The organism is Pseudomonas sp. HC1(2025) (assembly GCF_058742075.1).
In genome coordinates this window covers 591,619-617,287 of the sequence record NZ_CP196017.1, presented here as the reverse complement: position 1 = coordinate 617,287, position 25,669 = coordinate 591,619, and the positions used below count along the sequence as shown (strand labels likewise).

17 protein-coding genes and 1 pseudogene are annotated in these 25,669 nt (G+C 59.1%); 4 read left to right on the top strand and 14 right to left on the bottom strand.

Annotation, left to right across the window (positions count from 1 at the left end; genetic code table 11):
- Positions 1 to 8: 8 nt before the first annotated feature.
- From ACSSVH_RS02580 to amaB, 3 genes are all read right to left on the bottom strand, one after another.
- Positions 9 to 1,145, bottom strand: coding sequence for a branched-chain amino acid ABC transporter substrate-binding protein (locus ACSSVH_RS02580; protein WP_104911477.1), 1,137 nt, complete (start codon positions 1,143 to 1,145; stop codon positions 9 to 11).
- Positions 1,146 to 1,534: 389 nt separating this feature from the next.
- Entirely contained in the window at positions 1,535 to 2,818 is a 1,284-nt protein-coding gene (amaA, locus tag ACSSVH_RS02575; RefSeq protein WP_492634037.1) for an L-pipecolate oxidase, read from the bottom strand.
- A gap of 152 nt (positions 2,819 to 2,970) precedes the next feature.
- Positions 2,971 to 4,461, bottom strand: a complete 1,491-nt coding sequence (amaB, locus tag ACSSVH_RS02570) for an L-piperidine-6-carboxylate dehydrogenase (RefSeq protein ID WP_432754965.1) — start codon at positions 4,459 to 4,461, stop codon at positions 2,971 to 2,973.
- A gap of 150 nt (positions 4,462 to 4,611) precedes the next feature.
- On the opposite strand from amaB, the gene ACSSVH_RS02565 reads away from it, so the two are divergent.
- Positions 4,612 to 5,499, top strand: a complete 888-nt coding sequence (locus tag ACSSVH_RS02565; RefSeq protein WP_169952161.1) for a LysR substrate-binding domain-containing protein — start codon at positions 4,612 to 4,614, stop codon at positions 5,497 to 5,499.
- 65 nt (positions 5,500 to 5,564) lie between these two features.
- On the opposite strand, the pseudogene ACSSVH_RS02560 reads toward ACSSVH_RS02565, so the two are convergent.
- From ACSSVH_RS02560 to ACSSVH_RS02530, 7 genes and pseudogenes are all read right to left on the bottom strand, one after another.
- Positions 5,565 to 5,918 (bottom strand): annotated as a pseudogene (locus ACSSVH_RS02560) (type VI secretion IcmF C-terminal domain-containing protein); the annotation flags it as partial.
- Between the two features lie 177 nt (positions 5,919 to 6,095).
- On the bottom strand, positions 6,096 to 6,341 hold the full coding sequence (locus ACSSVH_RS02555) for a PAAR domain-containing protein (protein ID WP_346343156.1): 246 nt from the start codon (positions 6,339 to 6,341) through the stop codon (positions 6,096 to 6,098).
- Between the two features lie 705 nt (positions 6,342 to 7,046).
- Positions 7,047 to 7,442: a hypothetical protein gene (locus ACSSVH_RS02550; protein ID WP_169952167.1), complete on the bottom strand. Its 396-nt coding sequence runs from the start codon at positions 7,440 to 7,442 to the stop codon at positions 7,047 to 7,049.
- Positions 7,443 to 7,678: 236 nt separating this feature from the next.
- On the bottom strand, positions 7,679 to 8,155 hold the full coding sequence (locus tag ACSSVH_RS02545; protein ID WP_169952169.1) for a hypothetical protein: 477 nt from the start codon (positions 8,153 to 8,155) through the stop codon (positions 7,679 to 7,681).
- 1,010 nt (positions 8,156 to 9,165) lie between these two features.
- Entirely contained in the window at positions 9,166 to 9,948 is a 783-nt protein-coding gene (locus ACSSVH_RS02540; RefSeq protein WP_492634036.1) for a hypothetical protein, read from the bottom strand.
- Between the two features lie 8 nt (positions 9,949 to 9,956).
- Entirely contained in the window at positions 9,957 to 12,623 is a 2,667-nt protein-coding gene (locus ACSSVH_RS02535) for an SH3 domain-containing protein (protein ID WP_492634035.1), read from the bottom strand.
- Positions 12,624 to 12,653: 30 nt separating this feature from the next.
- On the bottom strand, positions 12,654 to 15,023 hold the full coding sequence (locus ACSSVH_RS02530; RefSeq protein WP_492634034.1) for a type VI secretion system Vgr family protein: 2,370 nt from the start codon (positions 15,021 to 15,023) through the stop codon (positions 12,654 to 12,656).
- A 388-nt stretch (positions 15,024 to 15,411) separates the two neighbouring features.
- On the opposite strand from ACSSVH_RS02530, the gene pncB reads away from it, so the two are divergent.
- Together pncB and nadE are read left to right on the top strand one after the other, a co-directional pair.
- On the top strand, positions 15,412 to 16,626 hold the full coding sequence (gene pncB / locus ACSSVH_RS02525; RefSeq protein WP_169952179.1) for a nicotinate phosphoribosyltransferase: 1,215 nt from the start codon (positions 15,412 to 15,414) through the stop codon (positions 16,624 to 16,626).
- A 3-nt stretch (positions 16,627 to 16,629) separates the two neighbouring features.
- On the top strand, positions 16,630 to 17,457 hold the full coding sequence (nadE, locus tag ACSSVH_RS02520; RefSeq protein ID WP_169952181.1) for an NAD(+) synthase: 828 nt from the start codon (positions 16,630 to 16,632) through the stop codon (positions 17,455 to 17,457).
- A gap of 133 nt (positions 17,458 to 17,590) precedes the next feature.
- Here the strand turns inward: nadE and azu are convergent, their stop codons facing one another.
- On the bottom strand, positions 17,591 to 18,037 hold the full coding sequence (azu, locus tag ACSSVH_RS02515) for an azurin (protein ID WP_169952184.1): 447 nt from the start codon (positions 18,035 to 18,037) through the stop codon (positions 17,591 to 17,593).
- A gap of 382 nt (positions 18,038 to 18,419) precedes the next feature.
- Between azu and ACSSVH_RS02510 the strand changes: the two genes are divergently transcribed.
- Positions 18,420 to 18,608 carry a hypothetical protein gene (locus ACSSVH_RS02510; protein WP_169952186.1) on the top strand — a complete coding sequence of 63 codons (189 nt, stop codon included), beginning with the start codon at positions 18,420 to 18,422 and terminating at the stop codon, positions 18,606 to 18,608.
- A gap of 81 nt (positions 18,609 to 18,689) precedes the next feature.
- On the opposite strand, the gene ACSSVH_RS02505 is transcribed toward ACSSVH_RS02510, so the two are convergent.
- From ACSSVH_RS02505 to ACSSVH_RS02495, 3 genes are all read right to left on the bottom strand, one after another.
- A complete protein-coding gene (locus ACSSVH_RS02505; RefSeq protein ID WP_492634033.1) occupies positions 18,690 to 19,586 on the bottom strand; it encodes a transglutaminase family protein in 897 nt (298 codons plus the stop codon).
- Positions 19,586 to 22,072: a circularly permuted type 2 ATP-grasp protein gene (locus ACSSVH_RS02500; protein ID WP_170042466.1), complete on the bottom strand. Its 2,487-nt coding sequence runs from the start codon at positions 22,070 to 22,072 to the stop codon at positions 19,586 to 19,588. The genes ACSSVH_RS02505 and ACSSVH_RS02500 overlap by 1 nt, the downstream gene beginning before the upstream one ends.
- A gap of 194 nt (positions 22,073 to 22,266) precedes the next feature.
- Positions 22,267 to 25,551, bottom strand: a complete 3,285-nt coding sequence (locus ACSSVH_RS02495) for a transglutaminase family protein (RefSeq protein WP_492634032.1) — start codon at positions 25,549 to 25,551, stop codon at positions 22,267 to 22,269.
- Positions 25,552 to 25,669 lie beyond the last annotated feature (118 nt).

Here is a 25,669-nt window from a genome sequence, read left to right as displayed (position 1 = left end):
CTGGTTGATTACTTCTGCTTTTCCAACTGGTGGTACTTGCCGTCCTTGTCCCACTGGTACACCACGTAGTCGGAGACCTTCAGGTCACCCTTGGTATCCCATTCCTTCTTGCCCATCACGGTTTGCACCGGGTTGGCCTTGAGCCACTTGGCCGCGTCTTCGCCCTTGTTGGACTTGGCGCCGTTGAAGCCGGCCGCCAGGGCCTGGATCGAGGCGTAGGCGTACAGGGTGTAGCCTTCAGGCTCGGTGCCATTTTTGCGGAACTCTTCCACCACGGCCTTGCTGTCTGGCAGCAGGCGCGGGTCGGCGCCGAAGGTCATGTAGACGCCATCGACGTATTGCGCACCACCGGCGGTCGCCACCAGTTCGTCGGTCACCACACCATCGTCAGACATGAACTTGACGTCTTTGAGCCCCGCTTCACGGATCTGGCGCACCAGTGGGCCGGCTTCCGGGTGCAGGCCGCCGAAGTACACGACATCGGCGCCCAGCGAACGGATCTTGGTCACCAGGGCGCTGAAGTCTTTCTCGCCACGGGTCAGGCCTTCTTCGAGCACCGGCTTGACGCCGCGCTTGGTCAGTTGGGCTGCGGTGGCATCGGCCAGGCCTTTGCCGTAGGTGTCCTTGTCGTTGATGACCGCGACTTTCTTGCCCTTGAGCACGTCGACGATGTAGTCGCCGGCCACGATGCCCTGCTGGTCATCCCGCCCGCACATGCGGAACATGGCGCCCAGGCCACGCTCGGTCACTTGGGGGTTGGTGGAGCCTGGAGTGATTGCGATGATGCCCGCTTCGTCGTACACCTCGGAGGCTGGAATGGTGTTCGACGAGCAGAAGTGCCCGACCACGCCGATCACTTTGTCCTGGTCGGCCAGGCGGTTGGCCACGGCTACGGCCTGCTTGGGTTCGCACGCGTCGTCACCGGCCACCAGCTTGATCTGCTCGCCGTTGATCCCGCCCGCCTTGTTGATCACATCGGCCGCCGCCTGGGCACCTTTCATGTACTGCTCACCGAAGGCAGCGTTGGCACCGGTCATCGGCCCCGCCACGCCAATCTTCACATCAGCTTGAACAAACGTAGAAACGCCCAGCGCGGCAGCTACCGCGAGGGCCAGGAAACCTTTCTTGTAAAACGTCTGGGACATGAGTGGTGCTCCGAGTTTTTTGTTGAATGGGCACTGCAATTTCACTTCAAACTTTCACTTGAAACCTTCACTGGAAAGCTGAGAGCAAGCGGCGTGCCATTGCGTTTTTATATTTCAAAAAGACACGGTGTCATTGTTATTACAGGCGTTTCGGTGCCTTTTTGGCGGGACGTGCAACCCTCTGGAACGCAGAGGTGCAACCACTGGCCCGAAAGAGTGAAACCTGCCCATTGGACTGATGTCAGCCAGCCATCAAGCGCCCCTTCGAGCATCTGTAACCATGCGCGTAACGGAAGTGCACATTTACAGTGCGTCACTGCTACGACTCGCACCAATACAGATTAGTAGCCGGCTAAGAAAATGCCGGCTTTTGAAGGGTATTTCGCTGATCAGATGACAATTCGCAGGCATTGGCCCGCGTGGTACAGCGAGAATCCGGCCTCGTACAGGCAACTGCGCAGGCCCACGCCGGCCAGCGGCTGCATCGGCGCAAACGGAATCGGCAGGGCCGTGGGGTCCTGGTGGCACAAGTAATCGGCAAATGCCTTGCCCACCACGCTGCCAGTGGTCACCCCACGCCCGTTGTAACCAGTGACTGCCACCAAACCGGGCGCCGGCTCGAAAAGACGCATCAGATGGTCTGGGGTGAAAGCGATGCAGCCGGTCCAGGTGTATTCCCAGTCCACTGCCTTGAGAAATGGGAAATAGTGCTGCTGCACGCGGTCGGCCCAGGCCTTGAGGAACCAGGTGGGTTTCTGGTTGCCATTGCCCAGGCTGCCCAGCAACAGCCGCCCATCGGCATCGCGGCGGATGCTGCTCAGCACCTGGCGGGTATCCCAGGAACCCTGGCCGCCCGGCAGGATTTGCTGCGCAGCACCACCGCTCAGGGGCACCGAGGCCACCTGATAGTAATAACCGGGGAAAAAATTGCGCCGCAACTCGGTCCACTCGCCTTCGGTGTAGGCATTAGAGGCGATCACCACTTGTGCAGCCTGCACCGCACCCTGGGCCGTTTGCACAGACCAGGATTGGCCCTGGCGCTCCAGTTGGGTCACCGGTGAATGATCGAACAACTGCCCACCCAGGCCCACTGCGGCATTGGCCAGGCCACTGGTGTAGGCCATCGGGTTCAAGGTGCCGGCACGCCGGTCGAGCAAGGCGGCAGCGATCTTTTGGGTGCCGGTGGCCTGCTCGCACGCAGCACCGGTCAGTAGCTCCACGGGCGCGCCACGGCGCTTCCATTGTTGCTCGCGGCTGCGCAGGTCGGCTTCGCCACGGGCGTTGTGCGCCATGTGCAACGTGCCCTCGCGGCGCAGTTGGCAATCTATCCTGTACTTGTCGATCAGGCTGAACACCAGGGACGGCGCTGCGCCAAGCATTCGGTTGAGCTGGCTGCCCACCGCCGTGCCGAAACCAGCCTCGATCTCATCCGGAGGGATCCACATCCCGGCGTTGACCAGCCCCACGTTGCGCCCAGAACCGCCATGGCCGGTGCGATGGGCCTCCAGCACGCAGACACTTTTACCTTGCTCCAGCAGGTGGATGGCCGCCGACAAACCGGTGATACCGGCGCCGATCACACACACATCCACCTTGACCTCGCCCGCGAGTGCTGCGCGATCCGGCCGGCCAGGGGTCAGTTGTTCCCACAAACACGCTTCGCGTAATGGCATTGCCAGACTCCGGGATCTAACAAACAACTCTTATTCTGAATTGCGAACCCAATCGAATGTGGGAGCTGGCTTGCCAGCGATGACGATGGTGAATTCAATACCGCTATCGCCGGCAAGCCAGCTCCCACATTGACCGCATTTCGGCTGGAGGCTCAGTCGAAGGTAATACCCTGGGCCAACGGCAGCTCCAGCGAATAGTTCACAGTGTTGGTCTGCCGGCGCATGTATCCGCGCCAGGCATCCGAACCCGATTCACGCCCGCCACCGGTTTCTTTCTCGCCGCCAAACGCGCCACCGATCTCCGCGCCACTCGGCCCGATATTGACGTTGGCGATCCCGCAATCACTGCCCACCGCCGACATGAACTGCTCGGCCTCGCGCACATCGGTCGTAAAGATGCACGACGACAGGCCCTGCGGCACAGCGTTGTTCAAACGCAGCGCCTCGGTGAAGTCCTTGTAGCTCACTACATAGAGAATCGGCGCGAAAGTTTCGCTGCACACCACATCGCTCTGCTCAGGCATTTCGACGATGGCCGGCGCCACGTAGTAAGCGTTGGGGAACTGGTCCTGCAACTGACGCTTGCCGCCAAACACCTTGCCGCCTTCGCTCAGGGCCTGCTCCAGGGCGTCCTGCATGTTTTCAAAGCTGTGCTTGTCGATCAGCGGGCCGACCAGATTGCCTTCCAGAGGATGGCCGATGCGCACCTTGGAATACGCGGCCTTGAGGCGCGTGACGATTTCATCCTTGACCGACTCGTGGGCGATCAGCCGGCGCAGGCTGGTGCAGCGCTGGCCTGCGGTACCGACCGCGCTGAACAGGATGGCGCGCACGGCCATGTCCAGGTCGGCGCTGGGGCCGAGGATCATCGCGTTATTGCCGCCCAACTCCAGAATGCTGCGGGCGAACCGCGCGGCAACCTTGGGCGCCACTTCGCGGCCCATGCGCGTGCTGCCAGTGGCGCTGATCAGCGCCACGCGCGGGTCGTCCACCAGGGCGGCGCCGGCATCGCGCCCGCCAATGACCACCTGGCTGAGGTACGGTGGTGCATCGCTGAAGTTTTTCGCCACCCGCTCGAACAAGGCCTGGCAGGCCAGTGCGGTGAGCGGGGTCTTTTCCGAGGGTTTCCAGATCACCGCGTTGCCGCACACCAGCGCCAGCGCGGTATTCCACGCCCACACTGCGACCGGGAAGTTGAAGGCGCTGATCACGCCCACCACGCCCAGCGGGTGCCAGGTTTCACGCATATGGTGGCCAGGGCGCTCGGAGGCGATGGTCAGGCCATACAACTGGCGCGACAGGCCCACGGCGAAGTCGCAGATATCGATCATTTCCTGCACTTCCCCCAGGCCTTCCTGGGTGATCTTGCCGGCTTCCCACGACACCAACTCGCCCAGGTCGGCCTTGTACTCACGCAAAAGGTCGCCGAACTGGCGCACCAGTTCACCGCGACGGGGCGCCGGCACCTTGCGCCAGGCGTCGAATGCATGCTCGGCACGACTGACCTGCTGCTCGACCTCGGCGGCGCCTTCCCAGTGCACACTGGCAATGCGGCTGCCATCGATAGGGGAATGCACGGGCTGTTTCCCCGCCTGGTACAACGCCGGGTCTACCCCCAGACGATCAAGCAATGCGGCAACCATGGGTCACTCCTTCAATCCATCAACAAAAAATGCGCCGCAGCCCGCACGACGATCCAGGCCTTATTTGTAGCTGGCCCAGGACTTGCCAACAAACGACGATTAGGCGAGATATCATTCCGTTTATTCATGCAAAACAAAAAGAGGCATGCCGTGCTCAATAAAAGACATTTGCCCTCGATCACCGCGCTGCAATGCTTCGAGGCCGTGACCCGCCACCTGAGTTTCACCCGTGCCGCCGAGGAGCTGAACCTCACGCAGAGCGCCGTCAGCAAGCAGGTCGCGCAATTGGAAGAGTTGCTGCAGCACCTGCTGTTTCGCCGGGTGCGTCGGCGCTTGCAGATGACCCCGGCGGGCGACCTATACCTGGTGGAAGTGCGCAAGATCCTGAGCCAGGTGGAGATGTCGACCCACTACCTGCGCTCCTACGGCGGCGAGACCGAAGTACTACGGGTGTCCACGCCCTACACCTTTGGCGCGCGCTGGCTGGTGCCACGGCTCAAGGGCTGGCGCCTGCGCCACCCGCAGATCCACCTGGACCTGTGCAACGAACAGACGCCAGACGAGTTGCTGCAAGGCAAGGCCGACCTGGCCTTCTACTTCGGCGCAGGCGCAAGGCCCGGCACCGAGAGCCTCAAGCTGTTCAGCGAGGAACTGGTGCCGGTGTGCGCCCCCGAGAGCCTGCCGGCCCTGCCCTTGCGCGACCCGACGCAACTGAGCGAACTGGTGCTGCTGCAAAACGCCTCACGCCCCCAGGGCTGGCACGACTGGTTCGCCAGCCTCGGCTACCAGACCGAACACAGCTACCACGGGCCGCGCTTTGACACCTTCTATATGTGCATCCGCGCCGCCCAGGTAGGGTGTGGCGTGGCGCTCCTGCCGCGTTTTCTGGTGGAAGAAGAGCTGGCAGACGGCAAGTTGGTGATCCCCTGGCAGCACGCACTGCCCAGCCAGGATGCGTACTACCTGGCGTACCCGGAGCATTCGGCGGAGGTGCCCAAGGTGCGGGATTTTGTGAAGTGGATGATGGAGCAGAAGTGAGCAAAGTGTCTGCGGCTAGAGCGGGATAGCAAACCATCCGCAGCAAGCCCCGCTCTCCAAAACCACTACCGATCAATCTGCGCATAGGGCACCTCTACAGCGCCCTCACTCAGAAATATCTGCTGCGGCAAGGTGAAGTCACGCAATTGCAGCAAGGCCAACGGCCCTGCGCCTAGTTCCGTGCGCAGGTTCCAGGTCAGGCTTGCGCCGTCTGGGGCCTTCAGCACCATACGATAGTGGCTGTCACCATCGTCCAGATGCGTGATTTGGGCTTTTTCCAGCAGGCGGATCAAGCCCCAAGTGCCCTGGAAGTCGCCGAACAGACGCTCGCCGGTATGAATGCTGGTCCAGCTCAGGCTGGCCCCCGGGTGGTCACTGCGGCCCGGCCAGTTGAAGCGCTGCCAGATTTCGCGCTGGTTGTTGGCGCAACGTTTGAGTGCCGAACAAAAACGTTGCCCCCACACCCAGCAGCAGCAGCAACAGCAACAGCAACAGCAACAGCAACAGCAGCGGAAATACGCCCAGCCAAAGCCAGCACCTCGGCCGCGCAGCCCGTGGCGCAAGAGCTGGGATTTGATCCAATCTGACCGGCATGGCTATCTCGCGCTCGCTTCAGGCAGTGACGAAATCAAGGCGCGACCGCAAGCGCAGCGATGCCCGTGAAACGCAACCGGAACACCCTTGTCGTGAAACGTTGGGTGCCCCTCGGCAATCTCTGTTCGACCATGACCGGGAATCGGGCAATCTACCGGGTCACCCTTGCGAGCCACACCGATACCGCGGAACTTCATAACGACAGAACCCGATTGAACCGTGCGGCCGCCGGTTGTTTTATTGCCGATACGAATTATGTTTTCATGCCTTATCCCTACTCAAAAAATATCCACTTACTTAAAAGAGAACTTATTCGGCACACTCGAGAGCAGTTCGATTCTCTTTCTCGCAGTCTATTCTCAACGCCAATTATTAAACTCATCTAAACGCCCCACCAAGACTTGCTTCTATGCACCTGCAGGATCAAAAAAACGTTACTGGCGGCCACAAAAACCAATATCTTCACACCGAACCCATTTTTCGATCACCTTCCCGCTTTCTTGTTGGTAGCGAAATTTTACGAGGGAATTATTTGAGCTCGGAAGCACAAAGATAATATCGCCACGAATCAGGTAAGCCGTAGATGTGTCGGATAACGATGGCGAGCTATATAGATAGGCTTTTTCAGAGAGAATTGACTTTACAGCCCAGTTATTGACACTTTTTGCAGAAACGAATACACCACCTGAGTTCATAGCGGCTCTCAGTCTTTCAAAGTTTTTAGTATCGCCGTCACGCTATAGTAACGACAGCATGTCAGTGTACGTTTTTTTATTTGTATCACGGGGAGGATCGCAAGCTAACAAATTATCAAATGTCGTCCCCTCTGAAAAATATGCCAAAATCCTAGGAGAGGAGACCTGGGTTAAATCCTTTCTTCCCGACTCATAATCTTTGTAGATTTTTTCGACAGTTGGTGCTTCTTTAAAAGAATAGTCGATAACACTGCTAATTTAACTGCTCCACCGCTCAGACCCACTCCACTCGCCACCACATTGTTCTCCACTCTCCACATTGACAACGCAACCATCGGACATTCGTACAAATGCACAAAGATATATTTTCTTTGGCTCCTGCTGCACGCCCACCCCCGACTCAGAAAACTGTACGACCGAGTAGGTCTTATCAGGAGACAGATTGCCAGCATCATAACGGCTGTCGTAATTAAAACTTAATCCCTCATCAAATACTCGCAGAATACCCCCTGAGTTCGTTTTGTAGACTAACGAATTAAAGTTGCCGTCAACACCATCCGAATAGACCAGGGAACCTGATCCTCCCTGGACGCTGGCAGCCCTTAACTGGGTAGAAACCAATATAAAAATAAACAGTAGAACCAAACCTCTCATCACTGCACTCCTTATAACAGCCCACTAAGGTGACTATAACGTTCCATCGGCGAGTTCATACTGCGAGATGGTCCGTAAATCCCAATCAACTCCTCCTCGTACTGCATGCGATTTTCACCCCACTGGCGCGGATCGGAACTCGATCCCGAGTGACGATGACGCAGTGTATCAATTGCACTCTTAAGATTACGCGACACGTTACCAGGTGCGTTCACATCATGATCAAGAACCAGAGCTCACCCAAGCTTTGATTGGAAAAAGTCACTTGCGGAATTACTATAGCCGCGAGGTGACTTAGAGAGCGCCGCCCTCATGCGAGCAATAAAGTCTACCACCTGCTTTTTCTGAAACTCTTCATGAATCACAGCACTCGCAATTGAAGCCAAAGATTCTGACTTCTTAGGAAACCCAGAGTCCGTCTGACTAAACCCCCTTTTTATAAAATCGCACAGAGCACTTCCTGTTATATCTTCATACTCCGTCTCTCTGGACGAATAATAAATTCTTACACCGCCGGCTTCTTGTTTAATGGACCAGCCGCACTGAGAAAAAATCTCACTAAACAAAGCTGGGTTTTCTTCTTGAAATTCACTGATCTGCTTGGGTAACTCACCGTAGCCCTTAGGAGTTACAGTCTTCTGCATGGCTCCGGCACTAAATGTTTGCCAGTCCCAAGCTTGAACTGCATCCATTGCCCCTTCATTCGATGACATGGCAATCACGATGGCCTTTCGTCAGTTGTTGCTTTCCCCTTACCGATTAGATCGCCCCAGCCTGTAAAATTATTTAGTTTCTTAGTTCCATTAAATACAGGGCCGTAATAGGTTACATCTGGATGCCCATCCCTCTTCCTAACCCATCTATATCTTGAGAACTCAATACCCAAGCAACAACCACAAGCGCACTCATCTTTCGCCAAGAATCACCTCACCAACCCAACCGGGTGGATGTGATACACCTGCCCATGCGCCGGTAGTCCAACCTTTGTCGCCACCTCATCCCACCAACTCATTTGCTTGATCCGCTCTTTCTCCGCCAACCAGTTAAGGTGCGGGGTCGAACCACTATGACCAAGCACTTCGTCCAGCGCGTCCCACTTCTGCGGCTTGTAGTGCCACTCGCTTTCGTAATGAATGACTAACTGCGACAGCGATTGCGCGTGCGCTGGTAGCGCTAATCGCTGCTTGCAACTCTTCAGCGGTCATTTTCCCATCGTGGTCACGGTCGATGATGTCGTACAGACGACTCTTCATCGGCCCTTTGTCCGACGCATCTGCCAAGGCGCCATGACGTTCGAGTTGGTCCTCACTGAAGCGGTTAGCGGCCCGGAGGAAGGAGGCCAAAGCTTGCCGAGGGGTGTCGTAGTTGAAGATCGTATCGTAGCCCTCCCACGACCAAGGATTAACCCAGAGGGTGACCCCAACTTCTTCGCGTACCCAGCCGTTGAGCAACGTATTGCTGGCATCGTGGAGCAGCCCATCAAGGCGGTACCAGTTGCAGGCTTTGCGTTCTGCCGTCGCAGGGACCACGATTTTGTTCTCAGCAAGTAGGCCATCGAGCAGGCTCTTAGGTACCAATAGATCGGCATCACTATAGCTTTCAATCTTAATTCCCCCCTAAGGTACCTGGCTCTATTTCGGCCTTGCTCATACTGCAACAATCCTGGAGCTTCTTTAATATATATTGCTAAAACCCCCTATTGTTTCCGCGAATGACTCACACACTAAAACTCATTACAGCCATCAAGATCGCTACACTTCAGCCATCCTTCAGTAGTGGTACTTCCTGAGAATCTAAATTCAATCCATTCTTCACCGCGCGCCTTTCCCCCTCCAAGAATCGTAACTTCATCCCCACGTATCAAATACTTTCTTGTCGGTTGCGCAGCGCCTAGCGAAGAAAAAATCCAAGCCTGGAGAGAAGCCACCTTAGCGATCAGTGGAGTTCGCTTTTCAAAATCAACTTCATCAGACACTAACAGCCTAACAAACGAACCATCAGGGAGATATTCTTTCCGAACTATTTCTCCACACCCAACGCAACGATCCGAGATTTTAATGTACGCCTTCCCACCTTTAACAACATAGACATCCTCAGCCCATACTGCTCCGTCCTTATAAGAGCTAATAACATAGCCATGGCGAATTTTAAAATCACACAGCCCGCCCCCGCTGAACATCAATTCACTCAATGATCGATCGCTATCGGTATAATGCAGCACCCTTGAACAAGCGTTTACCCTTCCCCCGCCCAAGTTAAAAACAACTTCCCCTACCCCATCCCCAGTCAAATCCTCAACATGAACATCCTCATACACGTCCTCAATTTCACGCATAAAATCGCCAGGTGGCGATAAGCCATATGACTTTCCTTGCTCAAAAACGGATAGCTTAAGAGGAAAGTGACTCTCCACCTCTAGTATCGGCAAAGATCCACTAGCATAAGCCACAGATGAAAAAGCAAAGTAAAGAGATAGCCCACCTGCCATCGCAATAGAAGAGTTCATCCTACTCATTATGCTAGCCCCCACTCTTTTCGTATTGCCTCGTATACCTCCACGCGCTCATGCAGGCCATTATCGCCCCCATTCACGGCCAAAGTCACAAGCCGAACATTACCAGGCTCATTATCCACCAAGACATTAATATCACCCTGTGCATTATGCCGCCTACTGACAGCTCCATTATGCCGCCAATACCAACACGAAACATCTATAGCATCGAACATATTTTCAGCGAGCATATTCGGAACACTAACAAAATCAACTCCCCTATAACTAGAATAAGCGACATAGTTGTTTTTCCATGTGAGTTGAATCAGTCCCCTCCCCTTATATTTTGGACCATCGCCAATCTCCGTATTACCGTTAACTATAGCACCAGAATGCCTTCCAGGGTCATACTGTGTACCGGCGGCAAACTCAACTGCTGTTTCAAAGGCGGCAGACTCATGGAAACATTGAGCAATAAAGTGCGCCTGCTGGTACGGGGTTATTATTTCATACCGCTCAAGAGCATCATTTAGCTCGACAACAAACCTATGCTTATCATACTTATATATTCGTGGATATTTCTCTTCAAACTCTCGCACGAACGCACGACCTCCCCCACGCCCTGTGAACCAGTTGCCCGACTTACCAGTTACCCTTTCCAAAAGTTCTACTGTAATTCTCCGCTCACTAGCTTGAAACCTGCCCGCCAGCCCCACCGGGTGGATGTGATACACCTGCCCATCCGCCGGTAGTCCAACCTTTGTTGCCACCTCATCCCACCAACTCATTTGCTTGATCCGCTCTTTCTCCGCCAACCAGTTAAGGTGCGGGGTCGAACCACTATGACCAAGCACTTCGTCCAGCGCGTCCCACTTCTTCGGCTTGTAGTGCCACTCGCTTTCGTAATGAATGACTAACTGCGACAGCGATTGCGCGTGCGCTGGTAGGCTAATCGCTGCTTGCAACTCTTCAGCGGTCATTTTCCCATCGTGGTCACGGTCGATGATGTCGTACAGACGACTCTTCATCGGCCCTTTGTCCGACGCATCTGCCAAGGCGCCATGACGTTCGAGTTGGTCCTCACTGAAGCGGTTAGCGGCCCGGAGGAAGGAGGCCAAAGCTTGCCGAGGGGTGTCGTAGTTGAAGATCGTATCGTAGCCCTCCCACGACCAAGGATTAACCCAGAGGGTGACCCCAACTTCTTCGTGTACCCAGCCGTTGAGCAACGTATTGCTGGCATCGTGGAGCAGCCCATCAAGGCGGTACCAGTTGCAGGCTTTGCGTTCTGCCGTCGCAGGGACCACGATTTTGTTCTCAGCAAGTAGGCCATCGAGCAGGCTCTTAGGTACCAATAGATCGGCATCGCTGGGAGTGCTGGCGTCCCTCAGGGTGGGCGGCTGTGTGGCGTTGAAAGCAGGCTGATGTGCCACCACGGCGGTGCCCTTGGCAATTTTTAGCCAGGTCTTGCTAATAGCGGGCAGTCGCTTTGCCCAGTCCCGGCTGGCCTCGATGAACGTTTCCACCTCATCGCCACTGAATACTTCCAGGTGCAACTTCTTTTCCGGGTGCTCTGCACAACTGTCTTGATACTTGCCGATGTGACCGATTAGCTCGCCGGCCTTGATGGCTATGGGCTGGTCAAGGACCACGATGCGGTCAGCCATAGGTTCTCGCGCACCCTCCAGCGAATTGAAATGAACGTACTGGTTCACTCGCTCCAGCTTTCGAAACGCCCCCTCACCGCTGATTGTCACTTCCGTGCCATTTGGCAACGTCGTAATAATGGTACTGCTGGCATTCGCTTCTTCGCGGACATTCAGAGCGGTGGCGTTGATGCGAAACTCACCTCCAGCGATAGGTTCCAGCTTGTCAAAGAAAAGGTAGCCGCGCAGCGAGCCATCGGCACTTTTCAGGACATCTGGCCCGTTGGAGTTTTCCAGTTTTCGAAACTCACCCTCACCGCTGACGGTCACCTCCGCGCCTCGTGGCAGGAGAGCGAGTACTTTGCCCCGCTGTACCTGGTTACGCACATTCAGGCCCTGCTGCCCAGGATGCCCTAGGAGTACGTCTTTTACCGTTGCCTTGACCCGACGGCTCTGCCCCTCGGGCCAGAACGCCGGGCGGGCGATGGCAGGGTCACGCTGATAAACCGTCCAATCCTGCAAGTGCATGTACAGGCTGTAGAAGGTCAAGCAGGGCGGCATGTCCGTACTGCCCTCGATCTTCGGAGCTTCGAGTCGATGACGTGCCAGCACAAAATTACGTGAAAAGGGCTTTTGCACAATCAGTGTATTGACGAAGTAGCTCGTGGTCGGCGAGTGCTCGTCGATGCGGTAAGCCACCACTTCGCCGTCGGCCAAGCAATGCACGCTGGATTGTTGTTCCAGAGAGCCTGCGGTACCGCTGTCAAAATGCACGCCACCGTGCCACAGGCCATTGCGTCCTAACGGGTAGTAACCCGATGCCGCCTTGGCCAATTGGGTTAATTGCAGCAGTGGGGGATTTTTATCCTTGAAGGGATGGCTCCAGTTCTTCAGCGGTTGCGGAGTCGCGGCGCTTGCTGGGGCCAGCGCATGAGGCTGAATGGGATGTGTATCTAGCGTCGGCAAGATTGGGGCATCTGACGCATAGACTTGTGCCTCCCGGTAACTGCTGAAGAAATCAAGAAACCGAAGTAACGAATTGGCCATGGTGTGCTTCACTCCTGGTTTGCAAAGGGATCAGCCAGAGAAATCCATCAGTCCCAGGGACTTGGATTTATGCTCGGTCAATTGAGGTGGCTGCGGCATTTCCAGTACTTGCTGAGCGGGGCCCAGATAGTCGAAGTGCCCCGACTTGATGTTGTAGTCCCCTGGGGTACCGGACTCGATGCGGCTCTGATCAAGGGTGATGTAACTGCCCCCTGCATTGAGGGTGATTTTCTTTTTCGCAACGATGCGAACTTCATCTTCGGTACTGATGATCTCCAGGCCATGGCGGGCCATCAGTTCCAGGGTGTCGTTCTGTGCCTTCACACTCACCGGCCCTTGGTTGGCGATCAGCTTGATGCCCAGCTTGCGCACAAACAGGCTTACCCCCTGACCCACGCCTATAAATAGTCGCTTGATCACGCTGATATCAGCCTCTGCCCCGACGTTAATCATCAGGTTGCCCTGCGCAGCCAACTGCAAATGCTTGCCGCTGGTGAGAACGATGCCCTGGGGAGCACTAAGAAGCACCACAGCCGCTTTGAGCGTATCGAGTTGGTCTCGCATCAACGTCAGTTGCGCCTGCACATCCGCTGGATCCGCGTTGGCGGCCTGGGCATCGACCGACAACCCGTCCAACTGGTCGCCGGCCCGCTGTAACCGGCCCAAGGTGGCATCCATTTCCAGCATCTGCCCCTGAGCTTTGGATTGCGCGTCAGCACTGATGAAGACGCCGCTGCCCGCCCGGATAGCGGCATGCCCGTCCGTGCGCAACTCCGCGCCCTGGCCTCGTGGCTGTCTCTGGCCATCGACGACATACCCCAGGTTGAGCTGGCTCTTACCGCTGTACTCCGTACTGAGCTTGACGTGCTCCTGCCCCCGCGTGTCATCCATGCGCAGTTTGTTATTCGCCGGCGTACGCAGCACGTTGCGTTTGTAGTTACGCAAGGTCACGTGGTCAACGTGCTGGCTGTCGTGCAGCGCGTGGGCAATGTAGGGCCGGTCTGGGTCGCCTTGTTCGAAGGCGATGGCCACTTCGGTGCCGGGGATCAGCGGCAGGTGCAGGCCGTGGGTGTCGCCGGCGTACGGGCGGGCCAGGCGTAACCACAGGCTTTCTTCGCCGGGTTTCCAGCTGTCGCGGTCGAAGAGGAAGTTAACTTTGTATCGACCTTCGATATCGATATGGCCGTACGGGTCGTGCTCCTGCGGGCTGGTGACGCGGGCCGGGACGGTGCCGGCGATTTGTGGCTTTTTTTGCAGCGGGGGGCGGAAGCACACAGTTTCCGAGTAAGGAATCGCCTCAAAGTTGACCTCAAAACTGCGATCACGAGCAGCACGGGTGGTCAGGTGGGTAATCACCGCACCGGGACCAAAGGCTTGCGGGGCGCCGCCGGAGATTTTCAGGACTTGGCCGGGTGCCAGGGTGGCGCTGCTGCTGGTGCCGCTGAGATGAGTCTGGTCGTTGAGGTAGCGTTCGTGACGCAGGCGCGCGTAGAAAAAACCGCTTTCGCTTTGCAGGTCTTCGTCCTGGGCATGAGGATCGCCGAGGCCGGTGTAGGGTTCAGCGTAGTGATAGGCCTCGCCGTAGGTGGTACTCGCGCCACGGCTTTGGTCGACGTCGCCGTTGAGTTGGGCATTGGCGACACGGTGGTAGTAGGCGCGGATGTTGACGTGCTGCTCCACCACCTGATGGCTCGATTGCAAGGCCCACACGCCGTCTTGCCCGCTGCTGCTGGTGCCGGACTGCGGACGGTAAGGCAGCTCGACGTCGAACTGGTAGTGACGCTGATCATCGTGAAATTCCACCACGTCGATGTTCAGGCGTTCGTCGCGGGTGAGGCGGTACCAGATGCCCACGTCGGCCAGCAGACGCGAGATAAAGGCCAGGTCGCTTTCGCCGTATTGCATGACCTGTTCGCGCTTGGGGTATTCGCGCACCAGGCTGAAGAGAAAGTCCTGGCCTTCAAAATCGTGGCGGCTGCGCAGGATACTTTCGACAATGTCCGGTACTGATTGGTGTTGATAGATACGAAATTGTTGGCCCCGTCCCAGCAACGCCAGACGCGGTTCCAGGATGACTTCGTAGCGGGCTTCGTCCAGCGAGCCGGACAGGCGCTTGAATCCGGTGACCACGCCATGAAGTGTGCGCAGTGGTTTAACCGCCAGTGGGGTGAAACCGCGCCTCTGCACATTTTGCGGCGCACCATTCATGCTGAAACTGGCACTCTGCCCAATCATGGCACCGGCAGTAAGATCACGCTCGATACAGGTGAACTCAACACGATAGACAAAGGGCAGGCTAAGCCGCTCTTCGCCGGTGAAATTCAAGACATCAAGGCGGGGCTCAACGTTGCGCACCCTCAGGGTGTGTCGGCTGTGGTCGAAAAAGGGAGTCGAATTCATTGGCGCTCCCTATTCAGCACACAAGACACCGGGTCGCCCCTTCGCTGAAACGTGTGGTTCGAACCTGCTGATACAGTGCTGGATATCATTCATGTCAGTCCCTGGGTAAGCCTCTTCACAAAGAGCCAGGAGGGTAAAGGCTCCTTATCACCCAGTAATGTCGGAGCATTCGTCTTTCCCAGAAGGGAACTTCTCGATTCCTTTTTCTCACCATGAGCACCGGGATCGGCACGACGTCATTGAGGTTCACAGTGGCCAATATCGGCCTGGGTGGCCCTAGCAAAAAAACTGCTGGCAAAACGGCACAAATCTATGCGCCACTAGCACCCTTCCTTTAATTGCGCGTACAAGGTCGGCGCCATCGCCGCCCCGTTTGGAGATTCCCGCCATGAGCGAGAGTGTGTTTGCCGATCGCATCGTGCAGAACCTGCTCGACACCGACTTCTACAAGCTGACCATGATGCAGGCGGTGCTGCACAACTACCCCAATGTGGAAGTTGAATGGGAGTTCCGTTGCCGTAACAGCGAGGACCTGCGCCCCTACCTGGCAGAAATCCGCTACCAGATCGAGCGCCTCGCCGAGTTGAGCCTGAGCCCGGATCAGTTGGGCTTCCTGGAACGCATCAGCTTTATGAAGCCGGACTTCCTGCGCTTCCTTGGCTTGTTTCGCTTCAACCTGCGCTACGTGCAGACCGGCATTGAGAACGGCGAGCTGTTTATCCGCCTGCGCGGCCCCTGGCTGCATGTGATTCTGTTTGAAGTGCCGTTGCTGGCCATCGTCAGCGAAGTACGCAACCGTTATCGCTACCAGACCATCATCCTGGAGCAGGCCCGTGAGCAGTTGTATCGCAAGTTCGACTGGCTGACCGCCAACGCCAGCAGCGATGAGCTGGCCGAGTTGCAGGTCGCGGACTTCGGTACCCGCCGGCGCTTTTCCTACCGCGTGCAGGAGGAAGTGGTGAATGTGCTCAAGCACGACTTCCCCGGCCGCTTCGTCGGCACCAGCAACGTGCACCTGGCCCGCGAGCTGGACATGAAGCCCCTGGGCACCATGGCCCATGAATGGATCATGGCCCACCAGCAACTGGGCCCGCGCCTGATCGACAGCCAGATCGCCGCCCTCGATTGCTGGGTCCGCGAGTACCGTGGCCTGCTGGGTATCGCCCTGACCGACTGCATCACCACCGATGCCTTCCTCAGCGATTTCGATCTGTACTTCGCCAAGCTGTTCGACGGCCTGCGCCATGACTCCGGCGACCCGGTGCAGTGGGCCGAAAAAGCCATCGCCCATTACCACAAGCTGGGCATCGAGCCGATGAGCAAGACCCTGGTGTTCTCCGACAGCCTGACGCTGCCCAAGGCCCTGGAGATTTTCCGTGCGCTGCGCGGGCGGATCAATGTCAGCTTTGGCATCGGCACCAACCTGACCTGTGACATTCCAGGTGTGGAACCGATGAGCATCGTGCTTAAAATGACCGCCTGCAATGGCCAGCCCGTGGCGAAGATCTCCGATGAAGCGGGCAAGACCCACTGCACGGATCCGAACTTCGTCGCATATTTGCGCCACGTTTTCAAAGTACCTGCCATCTCTAGCGAGGAGTGAATCATGCAAGCCGTACAGCGTGAGATTGCCCAACAGCTCAAGGTCCAACCACCGTTCCAGGACCACGCCGCCCTTGAAGCGGAAGTGGCCCGGCGGATTACCTTTATCCAGGACTGCCTGCTCAACTCGGGGCTCAAGACCCTGGTACTGGGCATCAGCGGCGGTGTCGACTCCCTGACCGCAGGCCTGCTGGCCCAGCGGGCGATGAAAGAGCTGCGCGCGCTCAAAGGTGATGAGGCTTACCGCTTTATCGCGGTGCGCCTGCCTTACGAGACCCAGTTCGACGAGCACGATGCCCAGGCCAGCGTGGACTTTATCAACCCCGACGAACGCCACACGGTCAATATCGGCCCGGCGGTCAAGGCCCTGGCCAACGAAGTAGCGGCCTTCGAAGGCAAGGCTGCGGTGTCTCGTGACTTTGTGCTGGGCAATACCAAGGCGCGGATGCGCATGGTGGCGCAATACACCATCGCCGGTGCTGCAAGTGGCCTGGTGATCGGCACCGACCATGCGGCGGAAGCGGTGATGGGTTTTTTCACCAAGTTCGGTGATGGCGCGTGCGACCTGGCACCGTTGAGCGGGCTGGTGAAAAACCAGGTCCGCGCGATTGCGCGGCACTTTGGTGCGCCGGAGTCGCTGGTGGAGAAAATCCCGACGGCCGACCTGGAAGACCTGTCACCGGGCAAGCCGGATGAAGCGTCCCATGGCGTGACCTATACCGAGATCGATGCGTTCCTGCACGGCCAGCCGGTGCGTGAGGAAGCGTTCAGGATTATCTGCGAGACCTATCGCAAGACTGAGCACAAGCGGGTGATGCCGTTTGCGCCTTGAGGTGAGGCGGGGGGTTGTGTATTGATTGTCAGGCCGCTATCGCGGGCAAGCCCGCTCCCACAGTTGAATGTATTCACAAATCAAAATGTGGGAGCTGGCTTGCCTGCGATGAACGATAACGCGGTCTTGAGCCTTACTTCAGGGTCACAGTGCCTTTCATCATCGAGATGTGGCCTGGGAACGAGCAGAAGAACATGTACTTGCCGTCAGCCTTGAGCTTGGACACGTCGAAAGTCACCGAATCAGTCTCGCCAGCGCCGATGATCTTGGTGTGGGCGATGATGCGGGCGTCGTCTTTTTTCAGGTAGTTGTTGTCGATACCGGCAGCCATGCCTTCGGTTGCAACCGGCTGCATATCAGCCTCAGTGGTCAGCACCCAGTTATGGCCCATGACGTTCTTTGGCAGGTTACCGGAGTGCTTGAGCTCAACGGTGAACGTCTTGCAGCTCTTGTCGATTTCAATGGCCTTGGTGTCAAAGGACATTTGGTCGGTGGAGTCGACAGTGACCTTGCACTCTGCAGCAAGCAACTGGCCGCTAGCCAGAGTCAGCAGGGAAACAGCAACGATTTTGGCAAACATGTGAATCTCCAAGGCAGGGTTTAGAAAACGCATATGCGACAAGGGTGCCTGAGGCAGGCAGATGTTCCAATGATCTGAATCAACAAATTGTATACAACTTTAGGCTATCAGACTGATCGACAGAATCAACCAGCCAAAGTGCCGCACGGGGCCTATGATCGGCTCATCTTTGTTTCCTGGAGTCCGAGCCATGCACCTCAATAGCCTGTTATGCAGCCTGCTTGCCGCTTATGCCTGTGGCGCCAGCGGTACTTACGAAACGGTTAATGTCGACTAACGTTTAACCTGGAGAGGCGATTCTGAAACCCGATTAACCCTTGGGGCACGTTTAAAGGCAGAATACCCGCCGCTCAACCTCACCTTCGACCCCAGAGGATCGCCCATGGCAAAACCTAATTACTCCTTCGCCAAACGTCAGAGAGACTTGGCCAAGGAACAGAAGAAAGAGGAAAAGCTGCAACGCAAGAAAGCTGCGGCCGACGAAGAAGCAGGCGCACTGAACCCGGATGCCGAGGGTGAAGTGGCTGCTGACGATACCCAAACACCGAAAGACCAGGCACCCGAGGCCTGAGTAACCACACAGGCTTATGTAGGAGTCGGCTTGCCGGCGATGGCGGCGCCCGGTAGACCACTGTCGCCGGCAAGCCGGCTCTTACAGTGGGTCTAATGGCATCACCGTCACTCGCACTTCCGGGTCATGGCTGCCCCCTCCCAGGATCACCCCGCGCAACGGCGAGACATCGGAGAAATCCCGGCCCCAGGCCAGGGTGATGTGTTCCAGTGCCGGCTGCACATTGTTGGTCGGATCAAAATCCACCCAGCCCGACAACGGGCAAAACACCGACACCCATGCGTGCGACGCATCGGCGCCGATCAGCCGTGGCTGGCCGGGCGGCGGCTGGGTCAGCAGGTAGCCACTGATATAACGCGCCGCCAGGCCCCGTGAGCGCAGGCAGGCGAGCATCAGGTGGGAAAAGTCCTGGCACACACCCCGTCGACGCTCCAGCACCTCCACCAGCGGCGTGGCCACCTGGGTGGCTTCGGCATCGAAGGTGAACTCGCAAAAAATCTTCTCCATCAACGCCTGTACCCCCAGCAACAGCGGCCGGCCGGGCGCAAAGCAGCTCTCGGAGAACTCGACGAAGTTTTTCTTCAAGTGCACGTAGGGCGACTCGAAACGATAGCGGCACGCCTCGATGGCCTCCAACGACAATGGCTGGCCGCTGTAGGTCAGGCGGTTGCGGGTCTGGTCCCAGGGCGGTGACTGGCTGAAGTCCAGCACGGGCCGGGCCAGCACTTCCACGGTCAAGCCAGCGTTGACCAGCAATTCATCATGGGGCCGCTCGAACGCCAGCCGGGTGATCGGGTTGCCAAACACGTCCAGCTCATCACGACGCGCTGTCGGCTCGGGGCTGATCTCCAGTTGCCGCGAGGTACAGCGCTGCCAGGCACACGGGCGCGGCCATAAGTGCGCCAGTTGCTGGGCCAGGGACACCGGGCTGTCATAGTGGTAATGGGTATCGTGGAAAATCTGGTAGCGCGCGCTCATCACACAGACACCGTTTGCTGGCTGACATCATCTACATGGGCAAAATGGCGCAGGGCCAGGCGATCGGAGACCTGCCCGCTTTCATCGGCGACGGCCTGCAGCAGGTCCGCCAGGCCATCGAGGGCCGCGCGCACGCTGGCATCACCAAACAGCGGGTTTTCCAGGCAGCCCAGGTCAAAGCGCGCCAGACGCTCCACCAGCGGCGCCAGTCCGGCCTCGCGGGGCACGCCGAAGTCATCGTTGAGCCGACGCAAGGTGCGGCTCACCAGCTTGAGCTGGAACAGCACCGCATGGGGGTTCTGTTCATCCAGCAACAACAGGTCCAGCACCGGAATCAATTGCGGCACCGCCAGGTAGCGCGAACGGTAGGTGATGCTGCTGTTGCCCAGCTCCAGCAACCACTCCAGCCCGGCCTGGTCGAACACCGCCACCCCGCGCAGGAAGGCCGCGAGGCTGCTGCTGAGAAATTGCAGGCGCTCGATGCGCCGACCCATCATCAGAAAACGCCAGCCTTCGTCGCGGGTCATGTCGTCGAGGGCAAAGCCGGACAGCGCCGCCAGGGACATCACCAGGCGGTTGAGGAAGTCCAGCAACTGGCCAAAGTCCGGCGCTTCGCGCTCCAGCTCTATGGCTTCGCGCTGCAGCTCCACCAGAGCCTGCCAGTTCTCCCGGGACAGCTTGCCGCGCACCTGGGACGCCGCCCACTGCAAGCGCTGCAGGTTGGCACGCAGGCTCGACGGCCAGTCATCACCGAGCAGGGCCTGTAGCAGGCGCTCGGGCAACTCGCCCTCCTCCGGCAGCAGGCGCAGGCTTTCGCCGAGTTCCACGGCGGCCTGCAAGGCCAACGGGTCGTCACCATCGACATAGCGGGCGAGGACGATGCGCAGCCAGCGCGCGCTGTCATCGCAGCGCTCGCAGTAGCGGCCGAACCAGAACAGGTTTTCTACCACGCGCGACGGCAGGTACGGGTCGCGGCGCACCAGGTCATGGGTGCCGATCACCCTTTGCGCGCGCCATTGCTCGCCGCCGGGGGCACGCTCGCCCAGCACCCAGGTGTCCTTGCTCGCCCCGCCACGCTGCATCGACACCACTTCGGCGTCCGCATGGGCTGCCACGCGGGTCAGGCCACCCGGCAGCACCCGATAGCCATCCTCACCGGCCACCGCGTACACACGCATGCCGATGGCGCGATGTTGCAAATGGTCATCCACGGTGTGCCAGACCGGCGCCTGAGACAGCTGCGCCAGCTCCTGGGCCACGTAGGCGTATGGGCGCGCCTGCATGCGTTCGGCCAGGGCCTGGCGTTGTTCGGCATTCAAGTCGCGGCCAAATACCGGGGCAAAACTCTGCGAGGGAAATGCTGGCTTGATCAGCAGCTCCGGCAGTTTTTCCAGGGCTTCGGCCAGCACCGGCGCTTCGCCGCACCACCAGGTGGCGATGGACGGCAGGATCAGTTCTTCGCCAAACAGAAACTGATTGATCTTCGGCAGGAAACCCAGCAGCCCAGGGGACTCCAGCACGCCGGCGCCCAGGGCGTTGGCCACCAGCACATTGCCCTGGCGCACCGCGTCCAGCAGGCCGGGCACGCCCAGGGCCGAGTCGGTGCGCAGCTCCAGGGGGTCGCAAAAATCATCGTCCAGCCGCCGCATGATCGCGTGCACGCGGCGCAGGCCGCTGAGGGTTTTCAGGTACACGGTGCTGTCGCGCACGGTCAGGTCGCCGCCTTCTACCAGGGGGTAGCCAAGCTGGCGGGCCAGGTACAGGTGTTCGAAATAGCTTTCATTGAAGCGCCCCGGGGTCAGCAGCACGATCAGCGGCGGCTGGTCATCGCCGGGGGCCTGGCGGGCCAGGGTTTCCTGCAGGGTGCGGAAGAACCCGGTGAGGTGCTGCACCTGCAAGTCGCGATACAAATCCGGGAATGCGCGGGAAACGATGGTGCGGTTTTCCAGGGCGTAGCCGGCACCGGACGGCGCCTGGGTACGGTCCGCCGTGACCCACCAGCGGCCATCCGGGGTGCGCGCCAGGTCCACCGCGTACAGATGCAGGAACACCCCATCAGGCGGCTGGATGCCCTGGCAAGGCCACAGGAAGTTGTTATGCCCAAACACCAGCTCTGCCGGCAGCAAGCCTTCGGCAATCAGGCGTTGCGGGCCGTACAGGTCGGCCAGCACCGCATTGAGCAAGCGCGCGCGTTGGGCAATGCCTGCCGACAAATGCGCCCACTCATCCGCCGCCAATACGTGGGGCAGCAGGTCCAGTTCCCATGGGCGATCGGCGCCCTTGGGGTCGGCATAGACGTTGTAGGTCACGCCGTTTTCCTGGATCTGCCGCGTCAACAACGCCTGGCGCTGGGCCAGTTGCGCCGGGGTGCTGCGTTGCAGATGGTCGAGCAGGCGCTGCCAATGGGCGCGCACGGCGCCGCTGTCATCCAGCAGTTCGTGATAGGTGCCCGCAGTCAGCGGGTAACGGTCGAGCAAGTCGGACATGGAACGCTCGGCAGGGGCAAGGGGGCTCAGATTAACCCAACAAACATTGCAAATCCTCTGTGGAAACTGGGCTTGCGTGGGAGCGGGTTTGCTCGCGATAGCGGTGGGTCGGCCAATGCATGTACTGGCTGATATTCCGTCATCGCGGGCAAGCCCGCTCCCACATAAGCCCGCTCCTATAGGTGGAGTTGTGTTTAGTCATTTTTATTGGCGAAGCGCCGCAGATCCAGGGTCATTGGCAGTTCATCGTTGATCACCACCGTCGGCACCGGTAATTTCCCCGGGCTGTGGCCCAAACGGAAGAACCGCGCCATGCGTCGGCTTTCCGCTTCGTTGGCATTCACCGGCAAGCTGTCGTAATTGCGCCCGCCCGGATGGGCCACGTGGTATTGGCAACCACCCAGGGAGCGTTGCATCCAGGTATCCAGCAAGTCGAATACCAACGGCGCATGCACGGCGATGGTCGGCTGCAGGCAATTGGCCGGTTGCCAGGCGCGATAACGCACGCCCGCAACGAACTCGCCGACCCGGCCGGTAGCGTGCAGTGGCACGGCCACCCCGTTGCAGGTCAGCACATAGCGCTGCGGCGCCAGGCCGCTGAGTTTTACCTGCAGGCGCTCAAGGGATGAATCCACATAGCGCACCGTACCGCCCGCCGCGCCCTCTTCGCCCAGTACATGCCAGGGCTCCAGGGCCTGGCGCAGTTCCAGCTCGATACCGCTGACGGCATAGTCGCCGACCTTGGGAAAGCGAAACTCCAGGTGTGCCGCGAACCACTCGGCACGCAGCGGATAACCGGCGGCGTTGAGCTCGACAATCACGTCGGCAAAGTCCTGCTCGATAAAGTGCGGCAGCAGGAAGCGATCGTGCAGCTCCGTGCCCCAGCGCGCCAGCTTCGGCGGCGCGTAGGGTTCACGCCAGAAGCGCGCCACCAGGGCGCGCAGCAGCAACTGTTGGGTCAGGCTCATGCGCGCATGGGGCGGCATCTCAAAGGCGCGCAACTCCAGCAGGCCCAGGCGCCCGGTGGCGCCATCCGGCGAGTAGAGCTTGTCGATGCAGAATTCGGCGCGGTGGGTATTGCCGGTGACGTCGATCAACAGGTTGCGCAGCAAGCGGTCCACCCGCCACGGCGGGCATTCCTCGCCTGGCGCGGGCATTTGCGCGAAGGCGATTTCCAGTTCATACAGCGCGTCGTTGCGCGCCTCATCCACCCGTGGTGCCTGGGAGGTCGGGCCGATAAACAGCCCGGAAAACAGGTACGACAACGACGGGTGGTTATGCCAGTAGCTGATCAGGCTGCGCAACAGGTCCGGGCGGCGCAGGAACGGCGAATCCTTGGGCGTGGCCCCACCCAGCACAAAGTGGTTACCGCCGCCGGTGCCGGTGTGGCGCCCGTCGATCATGAATTTTTCGGTGGTCAGGCGGGTCTGCCGGGCCTCTTCATAGAGGAACTCGGTGCGCTCCACCAGTTCGTCCCAGGTGGCGGACGGCTGCACGTTGACTTCGATCACGCCAGGGTCTGGCGTCACACGGAAGTTGCTCAGGCGTGGGTCACTCGGCGGCTCGTAACCTTCCAGCAGCACCGGGCAATGCAGTTCCTGGGCGGTGGCCTCGATGGCGCTCACCAACTCCAGGTAATCCTCGACCCGCTCCAGGGGCGGCATGAACAGGTAGAGCCGCCCGCCCCGCGCTTCGGCGCACAAGGCGGTACGGGTCAGCCAGTCGGCAGACTCGTCGATCTTGGGCACACGCTCATCGCTGGGCGCAGGCTCGCCAGGGCCTGGCGTGGTGATGGCCAGCGCCGGCAGATCCTGATTGGGATCGGTCGGATGCACAAAGGGGTAATCTGCCGCCGCCACCCAGGGCTGCGAGGCCAGGGGCAGGCGATAGCCCAGTGGCGAATCACCCGGCACCAGCCGGCAGTGGGTGTCGCGCAGGTACCAACGGCCGCTCTGCCAACGGTCGTTGGCCGCCGTGCGCGCCAGGGGCAGTACGTGGCCGATGACTTTATCCAGGCCCTGGCTGAACACCTTGCGCAGGCGTTCACGCTCCAGCTCATCGTCCAGGCGCGAATCCTGGGGGCTGACGTTCTGCGGCAAGGCTCCTTCGCGCCACAGGTAGTAAAAATTGTCCTCGAAGGCCGGGAATACAAAGCGTGCGGGGAGCTTCAGGCGCTCGGCAATGCTCGCCAGGAAGCGCCCGGCCATCACGTCATCCGCACCGTAGTCCTGCTGCTCGTCGGCAATCAACGCGTCGTTGTGCCAGACCGGCACGCCGTCCCGACGCCAATGGCAATTGAGCGACCAGCGCGGCAGTTGCTCCCCGGGGTACCACTTGCCCTGGCCGAAGTGCACCAGCCCTTTGGGCGCGTAGTGCTTGCGCATGCGCTGGAACAGCTCAGCAGACAGCCGGCGCTTGTCCGGGCCGAGGGCGGCGGTGTTCCACTCTGCGCCGTCGGGGTCGTCGATGGAAACAAATGTCGGCTCGCCGCCCATGGTCAGGCGCACATCGTCCCTGAGCAGGTCGCTATCAATCTGCCGGCCCAGGGCCTGGATCGCCAGCCATTGCTCTTCGGTGTAGGGCTTGGTGACGCGCGGCGCTTCCCAGATGCGCTCCACCGACATTTCGTGGGTAAATTCGCACTCGCACGGTTCCACCAGCCCACTGATCGGGGCGGCAGACGATGGATCGGGGCTACACGCCAACGGGATATGCCCTTCACCAGCGAACAGGCCGGAGGTGGCATCCAGGCCGATCCAGCCGGCACCGGGCAAGTACACCTCGCACCAGGCATGCAGGTCGGTGAAGTCCACCTCGGTACCGGAGGGCCCGTCGAGGGCCTTGACGTCGGCGGTCAACTGGATCAGGTAGCCGGAGACAAACCGTGCCGCCAAGCCCAGGTTGCGCAGCAATTGCACCAGCAGCCAGGCCGAGTCACGGCAGGAGCCGGAGGCGTTTTCCAGGGTGAATTCGGGGGTTTGTACGCCAGGCTCCATGCGGATCAGGTAGCCGATATCGGCGGCCAGGCGCTGGTTGAGGCCGACCAGGAAATCCACGGCCGGCAGCGGCGTGCGGTCGATACCGGCCAAGTACGCGGCAAACTTGGGGGTCAGCGGCAGGGTTTCCAGATACGGTGCCAGCTCGCGCTGCTCATCGGCGGCGTAGCTGAAGGGGATGTGTTCGGCGTAGGGCTCAAGGAAAAAGTCGAACGGATTGAACACCGCCATCTCGGCCACCAGATCGACCTCGATGCGCAGCTCGTCGGTCTTTTCCGGGAACACCAGGCGCGCCAGGTAATTGCCCTGGGGATCTTGCTGCCAATTGATGAAATGCTGCTCGGGCAGCACCTTCAGCGCGTAGGACAGGATCCGCGTGCGGCTATGGGCTGCCGGGCGCAGGCGTACAATCTGCGGGCCAAGCTCCACAGCGCGGTCGTAGCGGTAATGCGTAACATGGTGCAACGCGACATGAATCGACACGGCGGCCTCCTGCGAGCCAGGGCATGGAAACAAAGCGCGCAAGACTTATGCCAGTGCGGCGGTCATTGCGCTTTATCGAGGGACCCGGTGCAGTACAGCACCAAAACGGCGCGAGAGT